Raw genomic sequence first — 17734 nt, 5'->3', positions numbered from 1 at the left:
TTATTCTGCGCCGAGTTTCGTTTTTACATCTTCGATCGACATGTTTTTCTCTTTCACGATCGCGTATAATTCAGCCATCTCTTTAGCTTCGATCTGTTTTTCGATGTCCTTTTTCTGCGCTTTTAATGTTTTTAATTTCTGCTCTGTCTCTTCAATGGAAGTGAGGACCTCGTTTAAAAGATCCTGCGGAGCAACTTCGACTTTCTTTCTTCCTCTTGGCATAATGATAATCCCTCCTGTGCAGGTTTCATAATATTGGAATCCATAAACTGGTTCCCTATATATTATACTATATAACAAGATGTATCGGGAATGCAAGAGAAAAAAAGAAGATGTCAGTCTTTTTTAAAAATCGTGTAGTATAGAAAAGGAAAAATATCATCACAAAAAATTTAAAAAAACTGTTGACAATTCCGAAAAAATAGGTTAAACTGTACAAGCAATCACGCTTGACGGAAACGTCAGCCGGAAGCAATGGGGTCTTAGCTCAGCTGGGAGAGCATCTGCCTTACAAGCAGAGGGTCATAGGTTCGAGCCCTATAGGCCCCATTTATATGAAAAATTTCATATTGATCATGGCGGAATAGCTCAGTTGGCTAGAGCACACGGTTCATACCCGTGGTGTCGAGAGTTCAAATCTCCCTTCCGCTACTATGGCGGAATAGCTCAGTTGGCTAGAGCACACGGTTCATACCCGTGGTGTCGAGAGTTCAAATCTCCCTTCCGCTACTTAATGGGATCTTAGCTCAGCTGGGAGAGCATCTGCCTTACAAGCAGAGGGTCATAGGTTCGAGCCCTATAGGTCCCATTTATATGAAAAATTTCATATTGATCATGGCGGAATAGCTCAGTTGGCTAGAGCACACGGTTCATACCCGTGGTGTCGAGAGTTCAAATCTCCCTTCCGCTACTCTCCCAAGGGTCATAAATGCCTATAACTACGGCGTTATGGCTCTTTTGTTTTTTCGAACCTACGTTTGTTTTGTTTACATTTTTGCATTTTTGTTTACTCGTTATTTAGTGTTATATCTTATTGTTATATAATTACATTTTGATATAACTTTTAAGACGATTTTGTTTACACTTTCTTTGTTTACACTTTTTGAAATGTAAACATGAGATCCATTTTTTACCTCGAAATGACCAAATAACCGGCTGCAATGAAAAATCCTCAAAAATGTTTACACTTTTTTTGTTTACACTTTTGGGTCTACAAAGCCATCTTGGTGTTTGCCGCTGATTCTAAGGCATTTTCCTTTGTTTTCTTGACACTCGTATCAAAGCAGTAGCTGCGAAGAGTGGTTTTCTCGCTGCTATGTCCAGCCTGTTCTCTTACTGTATCAATGTTAATTTTTTTCTCGATAAGAGTGGAAATAAACGTCTTACGAATCTTGTGATTGCTCTTGTTGTTTACGTTGGCATACTTACACAGACTTTCGAGGTACTTTGTAAGTGTCCTGCTTGTTCCTCGTTTCTTTGATCTGCTGGCGATAAACATGAATCCATCATCCTGATAACCGTTTTTTAGACTTATTTTACGGATATCTGCAATTAGCTCCTTTGCAATGTGATTAAGATAAACTTGCCGGGATCCAGATTTTGATTTCAAATATGGCACAATTTTATATCCATCGGGAACAACATTGCCATCTTCTTCAACCCGGAATGTCGTAGTTTCCATTCGCTGGATATTTAAATAGTCACCATCGATATCTTCCCATTTTAAGGCAACGAGTTCTCCTATGCGTAGTCCAAGTTGAAAATTCAAAAGAACAAACAGAGGAGTAATACACCATGGCCTCATCTGGAATTTTTCCTTTGCTGCCTTCGCTATGAGTTCCTGTTCGTCTTCAAGGAATACTTGGGTTTCGCTTTCTGGTTTTTTCTCATAACGGAACATTTTCTCTGATACCTTAACTCTGCTAAAAGGATTCGAAGAAACATATCCACGTTCAACAGAATAATCCATAATCTGCATCATCAAGCTGGAAATCAACCAATAGGCTTTAGGAGTTAAGTCATTGTCTTTTACAATGGTGTTCGCCCATTCGTTCAAATACAAATAGCTTAATTGGCTCACAGGAAGCCCAGAAATCGATTTTCCTGCAAACCATGTGTTCCACACTGACTTGTATCGCTTAATGGTCGAGGAAGCCTTTGTGAGCTTGCTACGGTATATAATCCAATCTGGATATATATCGGTAAGCGTCAAATCATGTTTGACCTCCGGCCCGTCCTGCTCTTTATAAAACGCAATAACCGCATCTTCGAGAGCCTTTTTTGTTGTCTTTGCCACCAGACGTCTTCCATTTTTTGCTGTCTTATCTGGCAAAGTAGTACGCCACCTCCCATCAGTTCCTTGAGAAATACTATACTTGTGTTTACTTAAAATATCTGCGCGTTGTTTGTTTTTCATATCTTCTCGCACATCATCCAAGTTAATTATACCTTGGGCGATGGCGAATTGCAATAATTCTTGATCATTCATAATTTGCTTGTAAAATCCTCATATTATATTATAAAAATCCAATTTTTAGTTGCTAAGAAAAAAATAGGGACAGAAGAGTAGTGGATTTCACCACATGCTCAACTGTCCCTATTACGTTTTATGTTATATCTTTCCATTGACTCCAAACACTTGTTCTGCTAAAATTAAATCATAATCATAAGAGAGGAGAATCACGATGGAATATCAGATGATCAAAGCTATCGTCAGCTTTAATGAGAACGGTGAAGTCCAGCCGCTTTATTTTAAGCTCCGCCATCACGACGTTGACATCACACTCAAAGTACTATATTCCAAAATGGTCGATCAAAATGATTTCTATGCGATGCCAGGTAAAACCTTTAAAACCATCTGCGAATATGCTGGTCGTAAGCACGAACTAACCGTTATGTATGATGCCAAAAGCACTATCTGGAAGATTGCCAAAGCGCAACTTACTAATATCTGATCTCTAATGCTTCAACTTCTGGTTTAAGCTTATCGTGGAATATATCGTTTCCTCCGGCATCTTCGTATACTTCACCAAGTTCTTCAAATGTTTTTAACCCCTCTGGGGTCACATAACCTTGTTCTGTGAACTCCTTGTGGTTCCGCCAGAGGGTATTTCTTAAAGTAGCGACAGTGCGCCTATTATCTTCTTTTCGATACTCTTCAAATGCCTTAACAAGCTTTGAAATATCTTCCTTGACTTGTTTATTACTTTCTACAAGCTCGTCGCGGATGTTGATTGATTCCTGATGATATTTCGTATAGTTCTCATGGTCTTCTTCCCTCAGGCGTTTTAATTCATTAATCTGGTCCCATAATTCCCGTTCTTTTCTGACTGCTTTGGATTCGTAACCAATAAAATCACAAAGAGCCTTCCATGCTTGACCCCATTTCGGTAGCAGTACAACAATTAAAAGAAATACAATGATTCCGCTTTTCCAATCGAAATTCATATTCATAAGTTGTTCAATTTCGCCAATCATTACATACACACCAATCCCTTCTATAAGCTTTCAGAAGCCACTGTAGGCCGTTTTTGTATTAATGGTCTATAAAAACTATCGTGTTTTACTCTACAGGGCGTAAAATTCGATTTTAGACGGTATAGGATTCCTGCCTGATGTATACGGAGATGATACAGTAAAAGCAATTCCGCACACTTTAAATTCTTTATAATAATTCAATCCTTCCATGGTGATAATTCCGCTACGCACACTTTTTATCGCACCGAAATCTTTTACAACTGATCCAGATGCGTCAATAAATCTTAAACCATAATTTAACAAAAGGTTGCGTGTATTCGAAGATAATAAAGAAATATCTGAATTTGTAAGTCGAGAAGCCGCCTTTTCAGGTTTCCAACGATCCAATTGAATAAACATTTCTGAATTCCCAAGATTTAATTTTGGCTTGTATGTATACGACACAGAAGTAGTGACGCTTGAATATGGATAACCAATAACCATAGGATGATCTTTATCCTTGAGAATACTTAAATAGTTGCTTCCGCTATCATGTTTGAAAATGGCAGCTTGATCTTTTTCGGACGGGTTTGAAATGCTATAAAATGAATCAAATCCATATTCTGTACCTGCTTCTCTATATGACATGCTTACATCGGAACCATTAAAATAGTCTAAAAAGATATCCATCGTAAGAGTTTTAATGGCAGTCTTTACTGAAAGGTTTGTAATTACTGTAGAATCTGATAAACCGGTACAATAAGAGTATGCCCAGAAATAATATTGAGTATTTTCAGACAGGTTTGAGACTACCGCATAATATGTATTGTTTTCTGAATCATATGTTCCCTGTCCTTGAAAACTTAATATGCCGTCATTCCCTAAAACAGTAGATGTACTGGTGTAAATCTTTACTCCGCTATATGGACCCATAGATGGCTGAGTCCACGAGATTTTTACGGAGTTATACGAAATAACGGCAATATTAAAATTTACAGCACTTTGCACTTCCATTTCACCAACAATTCTTTCGTTGTTTTTACCATAAGCAACAATGCCTTTTAAAAGATATTTTGCGGTAATTGTTGCATCAGAAGTATCAGAAACATTCAGTAGCCCCTCTACAATCTCATTGCCACTATCGGAAGTAATGGTCTTTACACCTTTTCGAACATCAGATTTTTTCGCCGTAACTTCCGAAGAATATACACCGGAACCATTTGATGCTATATATAATTTTCCCATACAAACCCTCCTTAAACCTTTACCAGTTTTACAGATAAATCGATAGAAGGTTTCTCAATAGCCTTAAATGTAATAGTATTTCCGGAAGAGGACCCGCTAACAATATATTTAAGTGCAGCGTTGTACTTATTCGCTTCGTCTTTTGTCTCGCTTCCGGTTAAGGTGCTTGCTACAAAATAGTCATTCAATCCAGAGAATTGTGAATTGGTAATAGATTGCAAATAACCGCCTCCATCTGATGCCACCCAATCAGTAGCTTTAAGAGTCACAGTAAAATCAGGGTTTTCCAATGTATAAACAGAATTTGGCTCACCACCATCTAAATCAAAACTGTATTCCGTATTATCTGGTTCACCACCATCAAAATCCACTAATTTTCCAAAGTTATTTAGTTTTGCAATAATAGCCTCAATGTCTTTTACTGAATTAGATGACATAAATCCATCTTTTTGCTCTGTTGCCACAGTATGTAAATGGTCTTTTAAAGCAAATTTTTCTACACATTGAGCTAAAAATGTTTTCAACCTTTGAAGGCTGACAACTACAATTTCTTTTTTCATCCTTACCTCCAAAGAAGATGAGCGGTAGAGATATTACTCCCTACCGCCATTATTATGAGACTATTCTGTGAACATTGCAGTAATCTGCTCGTCGGTGGCTTCTACATAGGTAACCCCCTCGATTGTATCGAGTCTGCCTTTAATAGCTGTGATATCAGATGTGTTGGTCTCGATATTAGTCTTGTTGGTAGCAACCTGACCTTTCTCAAGAGTATCTACTGCAGCCGCAGCGTCAGTACCGGCCTTCTTAGCAGCAGCGATTGCATTTGCAGTAGCGCCTCCTTCAGCCAGAGACGTCTTAACATCAGCAACGTCAGTTCTAAGTGTAGCAACGTCAGCCTCCTGAAGTGCAGTGTCGGCCTTTTCGAGAGAAGTCTGAACCTCTTTGGAAAGCTTTGCTTTTGTAACGTTGCCGTCAGCGATCTTAGCAGTTACAACTGCAGCATCAGCTAACTCTGTAGAGGTCACAGAACCAGCAACGATTGTAGCAGAGATCTCTCTTGTAGCAGAGTCGATTGCAATCTGTACCTGTGTTGCACTTGCCTTTGCAGTATAAATATCAACAAGAGTGCCGACATTTACATATACCTTATCGTTTGTAGCGTTAGCTAATGTAAGAACAAGATACGTGCCTGCTGGCTGACCTTCCGGATTCTTCTCAACAGTACCAGACTTAACAACCATATCCTTTGGAATATCAATTGTGGCTACAGTCTTTTCACCCTGTTTGATTGTGTAAGACTTTGCCATACCAGCAGTAGTGGTTGCTGTGTCAACTGTTACTTCTCCGGCTGTCTGAGCGTTACCTACTGCCGTCTTAACTTCCTCAAGAGCCTCTACGATGTTGCCTTTATTGGTTGTTGTGAGATCATCGAGAGTACCGATCTTTGCATCTAAAGCGTCGCTGGCATCTTTAATCTGCTTTTTAACGGAGCCGTCTACAGTAACAGCGCCATCAAGTTTATCAAGAACATTTTTGTTTGATGTAATCTGCTCCTGAAGAGCGTCCTTTGCGTCCTTAACAGCCTTAGCTACAGAACCCTCTGTGTCTTCTGCACCGTTTAACTTTGCAATGGCATCAGTGTTGGTCTTGATTTCGCCTTCAAGCTCTGTCTTTGCTGTACCAATTTCCTTAGTCACATCTGCAGATTTTGCAAGATCAGCGAGTTTAACACCGCCGTCAGCAACTGTACCGTCTGCATTTGCGATAACTACATCGCCAGCAGTAGCATTCTGAATTTTAGAGATAAGACCGCTGATATCGGTCTCTGGAAGATCGATTGTAAATGCCGGTGTTGTGTCAGTAGCCGGTTTTTCTACTGTATAGAACTTTAATGTGAAGCCGTCGATGCTAACTGATTTGAAAGTCTTTGCAACTGCATCAGATACTTTACCAGTAATAAACGGTTTAATAAGGCTGTCATATTTCTGGAGTCTTTCAAGGGTGATAATTGTGTAAGATTTTGTTGCCATAATGCATTTCCTCCTTAAGGATAAATAAAAAATTAATAGGTTTGTATACTAAAAAACGATGCCATGAGCATCGTCATTTAATCGGTCGTAAACATTCCATCAATTGCAGAATCCTGAGCTTCAGTAAGCTTTTCATCAAGCTTTTTATCGATGGCGTCATTTAGCTTTGCATCCAAATATTCAGTTACTGTAGATTCGATATATTCCTTTGCTTCCGCCTTGGTTAAAATGTCCAAAGCTTGCAACTTTTGATCTACCGAACTGTTGGTTGCATAATTGTTTTCTTTAAGATAATCTGCTGTAACTATTTCGTTTTCCTTGACGGTGGTCCCGTCCGATAAATAAGAAATAATTTTTCTTGCGGATATATCTCTTACAAGGGTTTCGGTTTCAGATTTATCAACCAAAAAGATATGATTTGCAGAACATGAGAAAACTGTATCAACAGAGTCGAAAATTTTATACTGTCCTGTGATAGAATAAATTCCAATATCAAGATTACCGACCGTTACCGGCTCAGATAATGTTCCAGACAAATTTATGATCGGTCGGTTTCCTAATGTGTTATAATCAATTTCTTGAGCGGTATCCATTAGTAATTCAACGTCATACTGCTTATCGACCAAATTTACAATATAAGCGCGGTATTTTTCACCAGACCGAATTGCCACAATCTGTCCGTCATATGTATCACTGGCAGCATTTAAATATGTTATTGCGGCAGCAATTCCATTAAATCTGTAAATCCTTGAATGTACAGGAACAGGAGTTAAATCTTCTTTTAATATATAACATTCATGCGTATCTTTTGTATAAACAACGTCATAAGCGTCGAGTTTGTTTTCATCAATACGCACCTGAATATCATCATAATTTAGATAACCCCATTTGACTCTGTTTTTTGCTTTATCAGCAGCCATTATTAGCCCTCCTTTCTGAAGAATTTTATGTTATCTTTTACAGAATAACCTTAATTAAACCATCCTCAGTGTCATCAGCAATAGCGTCTCCAAGAGCGTTAATTGAAATCTTATCTCCAATTGCTTTTCCGTTTGCTGTCAGATATAATTCTGATGTTTCAGAATCGAGCTTAATATTGTCTGCCTTGTTCTCGTCATAACTTGTAGCAAGCTTGTCTACTGCTTGCATTCGAGCACTTAACTCATCAATTTTCTGGGTTATTGGATCAAGAAGTTTATCAGATACGAAGTGATAATAATCAGAAAGTGGAGAAATAGAAATGATATATTCACCTGACTCCAAGCAATATTCCTTTCCTGCGTCCATATCTACCTTTGATAAAGTTAGTTTTAATGTTATTTCACCAGAAAAACGTGTTAGTTTCGTATCGATTGGGAGAATATAATTCATATAATCAGTGCGAGTCTCACTGGATTCGTCACGAGAAAGAATTTCAAGTTGAACTTCATTTCCCTGATCAATGTATTGCATCTGAATTATAAAATCTGTTAAATCGATATCGTTATATGTTTTCGGAATTAAGAAAACTAATTTATCCATCAGTTTTTCTCTTTGATGAATCGTGCAGCGATTTGTAGCCACAAGACTTTTGTCATTTTGCAGTAAAACTGTATACATATCATGCCTCCTTCCTAAATATGATGATTAGTTTTTATTTAAGTCCAAACAGATGTCGCCATCTGCTGTGACATAGTTTTTACTTCCTATCTTTTGGATCCATTGCCGTGTTTCGAGAGTCTTAAATTGTCCAGTACCATTCTGATTTGTCCACAACCATTGAGGAGTAGACCACAGGGCAATTTGGGGATCGATTGCCTTATAAACATCTTCACCAACACCGGCTTGTCCATGATGCGCCATTTGCACAATATCAGAAGATAATAAATAAGGCGGAGTTTCCGCTAAAAGCTTTTCTCCACCTTCATAACCAAGATCTCCGAGATATAATATTGATGTATCATTGATAAATATTTTATAAACGATACTGGAATTATTCACTGTATTTTCTGCGAATGTATATCTATCGTTTAACACATAAATTTTTGCCGATCCTATGTGGTAGATATCATTTTTTCTTGTCTCGTGTGTATTATATTTTTGCAAAGTATTTTTTAATAATTTTACAAAATCTTTTATATCTGGAGAATTTTCGGCGTACCAGTCGTCCGTTGCGAAGGAATAATAAATTATTCCTATCCCGACGCCATATCCGCCTTGTAAAACCCGATATAAGGCTCCTGAGTGGTCAGGGTCAGGGTGTGTGATGAACCATGCATCTATTCGATTTCCATGTTTTTTCACTGTTGAAATTAGTCTTTCAGCGTCATAAGTCCAACCGCCATCTATAACAATAATTTTATTTTCTGGTGTCACAATAACAGAAGAGAGCATTTGTGCTTCGCCTTCGGAGGCAAGCATATATAACACGGGATCAGATGATTTTTGTTGAGAAGAAGTGGTCGTACACGGGACAATGAACACAAGAAGACATGATATAAGAAAAGATAAAAATAAATTTTTGTAATTCATAAAATTCTATATTGGGAATAATAATTTAGGTAACATCAGGAGCACAGTAAATGGTCCCATAGCTATTTATACCGGAACTAATATTCTGAAACTTGATCCTGGATTTTATACCTACGAAGATTCAAATGCGTCGGATCAAGATAAAATGAATATGGGTTTCCCAAAATCATTTTGGCATAGCCATATAATCGTTCGAGGATATTGGGCCAACGAAGACAAAACTAATGGATACATAGAAATTTTTGTGACTGATCTTGTTGTTGAGGCAAAAATATATTATAGATCATATGGATGGACTGAGTGGGGAACATGGAAATGTATTTCTATGGATAACCTCAGTAGCTAAATACGGGCAAACATAATAAACATTAACGATATCTCACCTTAAGCGATGCTTTGCTTCTTACATCCTGACCTCCATGATATACCGTAACAAGTCCAATTTCCGAGGTACTTGCCCTAACCTGCACAACTCCGTAATCACCTGCCGTAATATAATATCCTCCGATGGTAACAACACTGCCTCCGCTGCCTAATCCAGCAACTGGAATAATGTAAAAATAATCACGCTCATTTTTGTCAATCAAAAAATATACGACTAGACATATTTCGTTCGCTGTTTTTGTGATGTTTGAGATATCCAATATTTCAGTATTACTGACCGTCCCAAGAGTTTTCCAACTTAAATCACTCTTTAGAGCATAAGAAGATAAGGACGTCTTATCTGCCTTATTACTCAAATTATTACTCGCTATTCGACAAGTCTATAGTTATTTAAGTCTGGTGATTCTGTATCCCATTTCGGTTGATAAATTCCATTTTCATCAACCCAATAATACATTTCTGAAGTTGGATTTTTTGATTTTATATAAGCGCTGGTAGCCATTTCCCCATCTGCATCGAAATAATGGTATTGGTTTTTATAAAATAGCCATTTACTTTCATACATATAACAGTCTGCGCCGAAATAATACCAAGCATTTTCATACTGATACCAATCATTTGAAACGGCAGCACCTGCCGCATTAAACCATGCCCATTTACCAGTAGCATCTTTATACCAATCGTTTTTAATATCCACGCCGTTATCAAAATAAAAATGCCAACCATCAGATTCTTTTGTCCAACCAGATTTTACTGTCGGTTCAGCTGTTACAGAAATTGCACTTTTAAAGTTGTTCCAAGAATACTTGCCTTGATTGTAAACAAATGGATTAGGACAGATCTTTCCCGTCACATCATAATGTCGAATTACATGATCTGCAGGAACATTATATTTTTTCATCAAGACTTTTGTTAGCTCTATCGCGGCCTTTACAGTCGCGTCTTCGAAGTACCAATCACGAGATGCCGCAGATTTATTTCCTTTATTTCTGACGCACAGCTCAATTCCGATAGAATTAGAATTTCTGCATTCTGGATGTTTATATTTCTTCGCTCCACAATGCCAAGCAATGTTATCGTCTTCAACAGATTGCCAAACCGACCCATCAAAATCAACATAATAATGAGCGCTTGCACCACGTTTTGCTTGAGCATAATATTTGCAATTCTGTTCGGCAGAACCGATTCCACCGACATAATGAATCACAATATATTTAATTCTGGAAGTAGCTCCAGAATTATAGTTATAAGGTGTCAATAGTTTATGTACATTAGAAAGAATATCATTCAAAATATCACTTCCTTTTTTTAATAAAATTTATAGTGTGGTTTTTCTTCATGAAAGAAAATATATCTAATGTAATCGTCGAGGATTATAGCGATAGCACAGAGCGGAATCCACAAAATTGCGTATGGTAAACACACCTGACCCAGAATATTAAATGGGAGAGAAGAGTAGTCCCATATATTCCAGCCCAGTATAATATTTACAACGCATCCCGTAATAAATTCCGCACAAAGAACAAATGTCTCGACTCTTCCAATTTGTTTCCAAAACGGATAATCCCAAGCAGTATATTCATTTTGCAGACCGGCGTATAAAAAGCATAGTCCACCAAGAATATACATAGACCAATGTGAATATCCTCGCCAAAGAATCTCGATAGAATAGTAGAGTGTTCCGCCAATCAGATATAATATTAGTTCTTTCAGGAAGAATGACGTATATTTATTCATAGATCACCTCCTGAGAATTAGAGGTATAAAAAACTATTTGTAATAATTTGAGTAATCAAACTGATCGTGTCACTCAATTATATAGTGACATGCAGTCCCGTTTTGTCGATATGTCAGATTTTACTCGCTCGCAACTCGAAGCTGTTTGGAGCGGAAATAAACCACTTATAGGTATTGTTGGATGGAAAGGTTCTTTTTCTCCAAACAATAATACAGGTATTGTATTGGTTGGTGGTTCATGCGCCGTTTTAGTTTCAGTGACTGGTGAAATTTATATGCAATCTTCCGTTCAGATCGTTCCTGAATGGGAGAAAAAAGGGATTCAATATGCCGATATTAGTATAACAATAACGTCTGATCAATGGATAACGTCTGCAAACGGGCTGAAATATTTTAATTATAGTGGATGGAATCTTCCCCAAGGTTCATTTGGAGTATCTGCAAATATATCATCCTGGGCCGGTACATCAGGAAATGTTACATGCTCAATTTATAATAATTCTTATATTCAATTTAGATGCGAAAACGCCGTAGATTGGACCGGAACAGTACGGGTGGCTTATAGCAAATATTAAACTACAGATAACTGTCATTTAAACATAAAAACAATTTCCAAAGTCTCGATGAATTTTATATTTAAAAGAATACATGGTCACTTTGTGCCTACTGTTTTACAAGCAATATAAAATTAGCGGACAAATCGCCACTAAAATCAGAGCTGGAAAGAACTGTCATACTTGTGCCATCAAACGTGCAAGATGCAAATATGCTTTTGTCTGATATGGTTGTTTTGGATATGCTGGCAATTGCTGGACACGCCAGTTTGTATTTGGTTGTTAGGTTAATGGTATTCCAACCGTCTTTTATACCAGACATTACAACGGTAAGTGAGACCATGTTTCCATATTTGTATGCATATGTAATCTTCGTGTTTGTTGGAGCTGTAAATTGATCAACGACTCTTTTACCACTCAAATTATTACCGCACATGAACGAAAATAAAAATCAACATTGTATATCAATTCAAATGTCTGAATATTATGCGGAGATTTCTCCCCGCATAACAATAATTACTGCATTGCAGCTACAATCTTACTAAAATCAGCCTGTCTTTTTTCTGATAAATCAGATCCCCATACAACAGCAGAAACTGCAGCTTTGTCTTCGGCATCTTTAATCATTCCATGATAAGCATTACACTTAGTTGTCAGTACAAATTTATTGGCAATCTGTGCCTTGATAATCTTCTTCATATCGTCAGAAGAATAAATAGTGCAGTCTCCATTGTCTGGATGATATGGAACCGTTGTGTAACCATCATGTTCGATTTCCTGACGCATTTCTACATAATTGATCTGATCCTCTGCCTTATAGGAAAAATGATATGTCTTTCCGTCTGATAACTCAACATCAACACCGGCCTCGATAGCTTCTTTACAAGCTGCGTTTACCTGCTTTTTCTGCCAAGCCTTTAACTCATCAAGTGAGCATTCCTCAACATCAATTGTTGGATTAATTTTTTCATCAAGCTCTTTTACAAGACGATCTGTCGGGTTCTCGTAGCTAAGAACAACTTCTACAACTTCTACTTCTTCTGTAACAGTTGTTGGAACCTCAACTTCGATTTCTTCACCGTTCTCGTTCTGGCTCTTAACAATCTTAGTGGAATCCTTTTCAATGGAAATGGTCTTAGAAGCTGCCTTAACCATAACTTTTGTATAATGGTTGTATGTAACTACATGGACACCTTCATCGGTCGTCTTTACAATCTCATCAAGATCATCCTTTTTGGCTGTGCCGAAATAATTCTTGACGGCGTCAATGCCATATTTTTCAGCTAAAAAGCGGAGAGTAAGAGTACCTTCTGCTGTGTTTTCAACGCTGTCATAAATCTTAAATACTTTTTCTTTTAAAGTAATATTCATAAAAGTTTATCTCCTTCATAAAATATGTATTATGCCAAATACTGGGCATGAGCATTACTAAGTGCATTGCTGCCCAACTTGGCATAAATTTTCGTGGTTTCAATCTGAGCGTGTCCCAGCATCTGAGATACCTCATAAATCTTTGCGCCATGAGCAAGTAAATCTGTTGCAAAAGTATGGCGCAATAAGTGAGGGAATAATGGACGACCAATTCCTGACCGTTTTCCAAGATCCCTAATAACTGTTTCAACAGCAGCTTTACTGCATCGATTGTGTGGCTTATTATTCCATACAAACAATGCTGGATTATCATCATCTCTTGAATTCATATATTTCTGGATAGCATAAATCGCCTTTGCATTTAAGAATACATAGCGCTCCTTATTACCTTTTCCAATAACTACAAGAGACCGTTTTTGAAAATCGATATCTGAAATGTTAATCTGTACAAGTTCTGACACACGACAACCAGTAGAATACAGCACTTCGAACAGTGCATGTTCTCTTGGTGTTTCGCATGTATTCCTTACCTTTTCCAACTCCATATCCGTAAGAGGATGCCTTACTTTTGCGGCGTATTTAACTGGATCGACAGTGCGAGTAGGGTTCCACGCCATCTTTCCGGTATCATGCATGAACGCATAAAATGAAGACAAGATCAGTCTCTTGTTTTCCAATGTTCTGTCGCTCACTTTATTTTTCGTTTTCACCCAGTCTAAATAAATTAGAATGTCTATATCTTTAACCTGATCCAAAGGTCTCCGTGCGGCATCTGCCCATCCTGAAAATTCTTTTAGCAATCCCTCATATGCTTCAATCGTTCGTGGCCTACATCCCTTGATTCTTTTCCGTGCCATAAATTCCCGTACAAACATACTCTGCGATGAATCAACTAACATCGGAAGAGTTTCTTCCTTCTCGATTCGAACACCCTGTAATGCTTTTGCCACCGCAAGGTCAATCATATGCAATTCCTCAACAGTAAATGTGTCTCCAAGTTCTACCATCACTCTGTTCCTAATCTCTGTTGTCATCATAATTAATTCCTCCATATCGTTTGATATGGAGTTATTCTCTTGTTGAGCTGGAAAATTATAGAAAATACAACGCAGAATAGAAGAGTTGCAGAGTAGTGGTAGAACTAAAGATGGGTATTACTCGGAAATTTCCGAGTAATAATTTGAGTAATTTATCCTATTCTTGTTGCACGAATCCATCCATCTCCGGTTGTAACTAATCCGCTCCAAACATCCAAGGTGAGTGTCGTGTTGGCATCGAGTTTAAGCGTTACATCAATAGGCGCATAAATATAACGATCGCTGTTCTCATCTATGGTATACTGAAAACTATTTCTGGGTAAACAATTTGTGATTCTTACAGATCCATAGTTATTGTTGGCTCTTGCATTAGTGCTAAAATAACCTTCGATATGATAAGTTCCTGCTAATGGGATATTTACAGATCCATTTAATGTTGTCCATGTTTTTTCATTTAACTGCGTTGAAGTTAACCAAACCTCATAAAAATTACCGATTTCCGGAATCATCACAATGTCCGTTGGAGTACCGCCGTTCCAGTTATCTCCATATGTTACAAGCTCATTGCTTGTCTTTACAAACGTACCCTTTATAACATTTGACAAACAATAACTTTTCTGTGTATTTTCAAGACCATCAGATACATTAAAACAGCAGGACGTAAATTTGTTGTTGTTTATGAGAATGTCACCAACGGAAATATCTGCGGGTAAGTTGGAACGTGTCAGGTTAAAGTAAAAATCGTAACATGGCGAATTTTCCTCGTTTATCCGGTTGTTTCCCCAACAGGTATTATTAGAATATTTAGAGCCAAATTCAGCCCATCCAGTGTACAGACCGTGCTTGCCATTGCAAGTGATATGGTTGTCTAAACAGTTAATAAAAGTACCCTGTAGCGCCACACCATGATTCCCAAAGTGATCAATATTATTGCCAATAACTTGCAACATTGTACTTTCATTCAGATATTCAATGAAAATCCCACGATAATCAAGATTCGATGTCCAGTTAGAACGTCCACGTAAGGTATTATTACTGATTTGTACCTGGCCGATATTTCCGCCCATGTAAATACCCGTATTACAGTCTCTAACTATGTTGTTGTCAAAAGCTATATCATGGCACGTTACGAATTTTAATGCTGAACCTAAATTTTCAAAATAGCAATTCGAAATTTCGGTATCTCTGATAACCCAGCTGCCTCCCGTGTGATTTCCGATACCCGCCGGAGTTCTGCCTGATAAAACATCAGAATTTCCGATAAAGGAACAGTTAACAATTTTTGTATCGTCCGTTGGTGTGCTGTCATACGGTCCAAACCACGGGAAAACGCCGCTGCTTACAGCGTAGTCTAACTGTACCATTTCCGAGTACCCGCCGTCCGCAGTTCCGTAGTTGTAGAAATAACAGTTATCGATCGTGCATGATTTGCAGCTGTTAAATTCTATGAAATGCCATACCTTAATATCATGGAATGTACAGTTACGAATCACCACATTCGTACAATGTCCCATTCCGACAGGTGTACACTGGGCTGCATTAGGAGCACTAAAATCAATACCTTCGATAATGATATTTGAGTTGGCACTCCAGCCACCTGTAACGCCATCAGCATCATTGGTGAAAATGACATTACCTGTTGTTGCAACTAATTTGGCACCATAACCGTGAACACTTACATCCGACGGGATCCTGGCCCAGTTACAAATATAGGTTCCAGATGGAATAATGACGTGTTTTTTACCGCTTCTTAATGCTTTTTGGATCGCTGCGGTACTGTCACGGACTCCTGTAGGGTCTGCCCCATAACTTAAAACATTCGAATTACTCAAATTATTATTCAGGGTTGTGATATCAGACGCATTCTTGTCTGCTTTTGCATTAACTCCTCTAAGGGCATTTGCTGTCGGAACGAGTTCTGTGGAAGTAGAATCCGTACCATCATAACGTGCAGACTTGTCCAGTTTATTGTCTTTAAGATATTTAAATTTCTTTGCAATTTTTCCAAACAGTGTATCGAGAGAATCTCCATCAGCAAGATCCGGATCATCATCTGACACAACCGCAAGGGCAGCAATAATCTTCTTTGTAATATCGCTCTTAACTGCTTCTGGAAGATTAAGCCAGTCAGTTACTCCATCACCGATTTTAATAACAACTTCACCAACACCAATTGTTGTCTCCCATTGAACACCGATTTCACGCTTTGCGAGAACTGGGTTCGCTTTTTCCCATTGTGCTTTTGTACCGCCTCTGGGTCTGATTTTTGCAAAATCCATGATTGTCTCCTTTCATATAAAAAAGACGGGGATTACGGCTCCCCGCCATTGTAATCATTTACATATAAGCTGGCATCACTATCCGGTTCCCCGCCGTCCAGATCAACCATTGTGTATTTTAGCGTTTCGATTGCAGCCAGACATGCGTCTCTGGCAGAATTGGCACTGGCGGCACTGGTCGTAGCAGCCTCTGTAGCCGCTTTTGCGTTGTCTGTTGCAGAATTTGCACTTTCAGTAGCCGCATTTGCCCGTCCTGTGGCTTCTGTGGCGTCAGAAATAGCCTCTGAAACCCTCGTTTCAACGTCTTGCGTTTTTTGATCATAAGCGGTCTGCATATCCGAAATGGCAGTGGTAGTTTGAGATTTAACCTCTGCAATAGCCTCCGCAGTGCGCTGTTCAACTTCAGCAGCCTTAGACTCATAACCAGACTGTCGTAATTGCTCTGCCTGTACACGGGCATTCTCAGCCGCAACACGATCATTTTCAGACTGTTGTACCGTTGTCAGGAATGTCTGTATCTGATCGATCAGTTCTTGTGTCTGCTGAGACAGAGAATTATAATCTGAACGATAAGACGTGATATCAGCATTTATCTGAGCAATCAACTTTTCAATTTTAGCCTTATTTTCTTTAAAATCTTCCAAAAGTGCCGTGACCTGAATTGCCTGAGAAATTAGACCGTTGAGAATATTAAACTCACTCGATTCGACCATACGACTTTGGTTTAGAAGACTTCGAGATACTTCCATGTTAAAAGTGAAAGTTGTTGCAATAGAATCGCCTTTCTGATCATAGACCCGTAGCTCACATTTAATATCACCTTCACGAGAAAGCATTGAATCTGTGAATGTAATATATGGATACCCGTCATCTCCAAATGGACAAGAAGTATTAGAATAGTTGTTTCCACCACTATCCTCAAGAGAAAGAACAATATACTCTTTACCAGTTAGCGTAAGAGGTACATTTTGGTTCGTAATTACAAGACGATATCTTCTGGAATTGTGATCGTATTGTTTTGCCCACAAATATTTAAACGACTGCTGTTTTCCGACGTCTATCGTAAAATCATTAATAAGTTCCACCTGTCACCCTCCTTTCTTTTTAGCAATAAAAAAGAAGGGTAG

At 38.2% G+C, this 17734-nt stretch carries 18 protein-coding genes and 5 tRNA genes; 7 read left to right on the top strand and 16 right to left on the bottom strand.

Annotation, left to right across the window (positions count from 1 at the left end; all coding sequences use genetic code 11):
- The gene (locus FN001_RS17200; protein ID WP_142412669.1) at nucleotides 1-222 is read right to left on the bottom strand and encodes a hypothetical protein; all 222 of its coding nucleotides are present in this window, start codon (nucleotides 220-222) and stop codon (nucleotides 1-3) included.
- A gap of 254 nt (nucleotides 223-476) precedes the next feature.
- On the opposite strand from FN001_RS17200, the gene FN001_RS17195 reads away from it, so the two are divergent.
- The 5 genes from FN001_RS17195 to FN001_RS17175 all read left to right on the top strand — a co-directional run bounded on the left by FN001_RS17195 (nucleotide 477) and on the right by FN001_RS17175 (nucleotide 910).
- Nucleotides 477-549: transfer RNA gene (locus FN001_RS17195), tRNA-Val, on the top strand.
- Between the two features lie 28 nt (nucleotides 550-577).
- Nucleotides 578-651: transfer RNA gene (locus FN001_RS17190), tRNA-Met, on the top strand.
- Between the two features lie 4 nt (nucleotides 652-655).
- Nucleotides 656-729, top strand: a tRNA-Met gene (locus FN001_RS17185).
- Nucleotides 730-735: 6 nt separating this feature from the next.
- Nucleotides 736-808: transfer RNA gene (locus tag FN001_RS17180), tRNA-Val, on the top strand.
- 28 nt (nucleotides 809-836) lie between these two features.
- A tRNA-Met gene (locus tag FN001_RS17175) sits at nucleotides 837-910 on the top strand.
- A gap of 300 nt (nucleotides 911-1210) precedes the next feature.
- Here the strand turns inward: FN001_RS17175 and FN001_RS17170 are convergent.
- A complete protein-coding gene (locus FN001_RS17170) occupies nucleotides 1211-2488 on the bottom strand; it encodes a site-specific integrase (protein WP_142412668.1) in 1278 nt (425 codons plus the stop codon).
- A gap of 196 nt (nucleotides 2489-2684) precedes the next feature.
- Here FN001_RS17170 and FN001_RS17165 point away from each other — a divergent pair, with 196 nt between their 5' ends.
- Nucleotides 2685-2954 (top strand): hypothetical protein, encoded by a 270-nt coding sequence (locus tag FN001_RS17165; RefSeq protein ID WP_142412667.1) that lies wholly within the window; start codon nucleotides 2685-2687, stop codon nucleotides 2952-2954.
- Here the strand turns inward: FN001_RS17165 and FN001_RS17160 are convergent.
- The 10 genes from FN001_RS17160 to FN001_RS17115 form a co-directional block, all read right to left on the bottom strand.
- A complete protein-coding gene (locus FN001_RS17160; RefSeq protein ID WP_142412666.1) occupies nucleotides 2944-3486 on the bottom strand; it encodes a hypothetical protein in 543 nt (180 codons plus the stop codon). The two genes, FN001_RS17165 and FN001_RS17160, sit on opposite strands and share 11 nt — an antisense overlap.
- 81 nt (nucleotides 3487-3567) lie before the next feature.
- The gene (locus FN001_RS17155) at nucleotides 3568-4701 is read right to left on the bottom strand and encodes a fibronectin type III domain-containing protein (RefSeq protein ID WP_142412665.1); all 1134 of its coding nucleotides are present in this window, start codon (nucleotides 4699-4701) and stop codon (nucleotides 3568-3570) included.
- An 11-nt stretch (nucleotides 4702-4712) separates the two neighbouring features.
- On the bottom strand, nucleotides 4713-5261 hold the full coding sequence (locus FN001_RS17150; RefSeq protein WP_142412664.1) for a hypothetical protein: 549 nt from the start codon (nucleotides 5259-5261) through the stop codon (nucleotides 4713-4715).
- Nucleotides 5262-5321: 60 nt separating this feature from the next.
- Nucleotides 5322-6734: a hypothetical protein gene (locus tag FN001_RS17145; RefSeq protein WP_142412663.1), complete on the bottom strand. Its 1413-nt coding sequence runs from the start codon at nucleotides 6732-6734 to the stop codon at nucleotides 5322-5324.
- A 77-nt stretch (nucleotides 6735-6811) separates the two neighbouring features.
- Nucleotides 6812-7654 carry a hypothetical protein gene (locus FN001_RS17140; protein WP_142412662.1) on the bottom strand — a complete coding sequence of 281 codons (843 nt, stop codon included), beginning with the start codon at nucleotides 7652-7654 and terminating at the stop codon, nucleotides 6812-6814.
- Between the two features lie 37 nt (nucleotides 7655-7691).
- On the bottom strand, nucleotides 7692-8333 hold the full coding sequence (locus FN001_RS17135; protein ID WP_142412661.1) for a hypothetical protein: 642 nt from the start codon (nucleotides 8331-8333) through the stop codon (nucleotides 7692-7694).
- A 27-nt stretch (nucleotides 8334-8360) separates the two neighbouring features.
- A complete protein-coding gene (locus tag FN001_RS17130) occupies nucleotides 8361-9107 on the bottom strand; it encodes a ComEC/Rec2 family competence protein (protein ID WP_185911979.1) in 747 nt (248 codons plus the stop codon).
- 506 nt (nucleotides 9108-9613) lie between these two features.
- Complete coding sequence (locus FN001_RS17125; protein ID WP_142412659.1) at nucleotides 9614-9985, bottom strand: hypothetical protein; 372 nt, start codon at nucleotides 9983-9985, stop codon at nucleotides 9614-9616.
- Nucleotides 9986-9996: 11 nt separating this feature from the next.
- A complete protein-coding gene (locus tag FN001_RS17120; protein WP_142412658.1) occupies nucleotides 9997-10920 on the bottom strand; it encodes a peptidoglycan recognition protein family protein in 924 nt (307 codons plus the stop codon).
- Between the two features lie 17 nt (nucleotides 10921-10937).
- Nucleotides 10938-11366, bottom strand: a complete 429-nt coding sequence (locus FN001_RS17115) for a putative ABC transporter permease (RefSeq protein WP_142412657.1) — start codon at nucleotides 11364-11366, stop codon at nucleotides 10938-10940.
- A 110-nt stretch (nucleotides 11367-11476) separates the two neighbouring features.
- Between FN001_RS17115 and FN001_RS17110 the strand changes: the two genes are divergently transcribed.
- Nucleotides 11477-11941 (top strand): hypothetical protein, encoded by a 465-nt coding sequence (locus FN001_RS17110; protein WP_142412656.1) that lies wholly within the window; start codon nucleotides 11477-11479, stop codon nucleotides 11939-11941.
- 495 nt (nucleotides 11942-12436) lie between these two features.
- Here the strand turns inward: FN001_RS17110 and FN001_RS17105 are convergent, their stop codons facing one another.
- The 4 genes from FN001_RS17105 to FN001_RS17090 all read right to left on the bottom strand — a co-directional run bounded on the left by FN001_RS17105 (nucleotide 12437) and on the right by FN001_RS17090 (nucleotide 17692).
- Nucleotides 12437-13291 (bottom strand): DUF4376 domain-containing protein, encoded by an 855-nt coding sequence (locus tag FN001_RS17105; RefSeq protein ID WP_142412655.1) that lies wholly within the window; start codon nucleotides 13289-13291, stop codon nucleotides 12437-12439.
- Nucleotides 13292-13320: 29 nt separating this feature from the next.
- Nucleotides 13321-14328 (bottom strand): site-specific tyrosine recombinase/integron integrase, encoded by a 1008-nt coding sequence (gene xerA / locus FN001_RS17100; protein ID WP_185911978.1) that lies wholly within the window; start codon nucleotides 14326-14328, stop codon nucleotides 13321-13323.
- A gap of 152 nt (nucleotides 14329-14480) precedes the next feature.
- Nucleotides 14481-16607, bottom strand: coding sequence for a glycosyl hydrolase family 28-related protein (locus tag FN001_RS17095; protein WP_142412653.1), 2127 nt, complete (start codon nucleotides 16605-16607; stop codon nucleotides 14481-14483).
- 32 nt (nucleotides 16608-16639) lie between these two features.
- Nucleotides 16640-17692: a BppU family phage baseplate upper protein gene (locus FN001_RS17090; RefSeq protein ID WP_142412652.1), complete on the bottom strand. Its 1053-nt coding sequence runs from the start codon at nucleotides 17690-17692 to the stop codon at nucleotides 16640-16642.
- Nucleotides 17693-17734: the final 42 nt, after the last annotated feature.

It is taken from the genome of Clostridium sp. Marseille-P7770, assembly GCF_902143525.1.
In the GTDB taxonomy this organism is placed as follows: domain Bacteria; phylum Bacillota; class Clostridia; order Lachnospirales; family Lachnospiraceae; genus Pilosibacter.
This window is presented reverse-complemented; position numbering and strand designations above follow the sequence as displayed.

Bases quoted from the DNA above. Each gene is read 5' to 3' on its own strand.
- xerA (WP_185911978.1), bottom strand. From the start codon at position 14,328: ATGATGACAACAGAGATTAGGAACAGAGTGATGGTAGAACTTGGAGAC.
- FN001_RS17105 (WP_142412655.1), bottom strand. From the start codon at position 13,291: ATGAATATTACTTTAAAAGAAAAAGTATTTAAGATTTATGACAGCGTT.
- FN001_RS17115 (WP_142412657.1), bottom strand. From the start codon at position 11,366: ATGAATAAATATACGTCATTCTTCCTGAAAGAACTAATATTATATCTG.
- FN001_RS17165 (WP_142412667.1), top strand. From the start codon at position 2,685: ATGGAATATCAGATGATCAAAGCTATCGTCAGCTTTAATGAGAACGGT.
- FN001_RS17110 (WP_142412656.1), top strand. From the start codon at position 11,477: ATGTCAGATTTTACTCGCTCGCAACTCGAAGCTGTTTGGAGCGGAAAT.
- FN001_RS17170 (WP_142412668.1), bottom strand. From the start codon at position 2,488: ATGAATGATCAAGAATTATTGCAATTCGCCATCGCCCAAGGTATAATT.
- FN001_RS17155 (WP_142412665.1), bottom strand. From the start codon at position 4,701: ATGGGAAAATTATATATAGCATCAAATGGTTCCGGTGTATATTCTTCG.
- FN001_RS17200 (WP_142412669.1), bottom strand. From the start codon at position 222: ATGCCAAGAGGAAGAAAGAAAGTCGAAGTTGCTCCGCAGGATCTTTTA.
- FN001_RS17130 (WP_185911979.1), bottom strand. From the start codon at position 9,107: ATGCTCTCTTCTGTTATTGTGACACCAGAAAATAAAATTATTGTTATA.
- FN001_RS17150 (WP_142412664.1), bottom strand. From the start codon at position 5,261: ATGAAAAAAGAAATTGTAGTTGTCAGCCTTCAAAGGTTGAAAACATTT.
- FN001_RS17145 (WP_142412663.1), bottom strand. From the start codon at position 6,734: ATGGCAACAAAATCTTACACAATTATCACCCTTGAAAGACTCCAGAAA.
- FN001_RS17140 (WP_142412662.1), bottom strand. From the start codon at position 7,654: ATGGCTGCTGATAAAGCAAAAAACAGAGTCAAATGGGGTTATCTAAAT.
- FN001_RS17095 (WP_142412653.1), bottom strand. From the start codon at position 16,607: ATGGATTTTGCAAAAATCAGACCCAGAGGCGGTACAAAAGCACAATGG.
- FN001_RS17135 (WP_142412661.1), bottom strand. From the start codon at position 8,333: ATGTATACAGTTTTACTGCAAAATGACAAAAGTCTTGTGGCTACAAAT.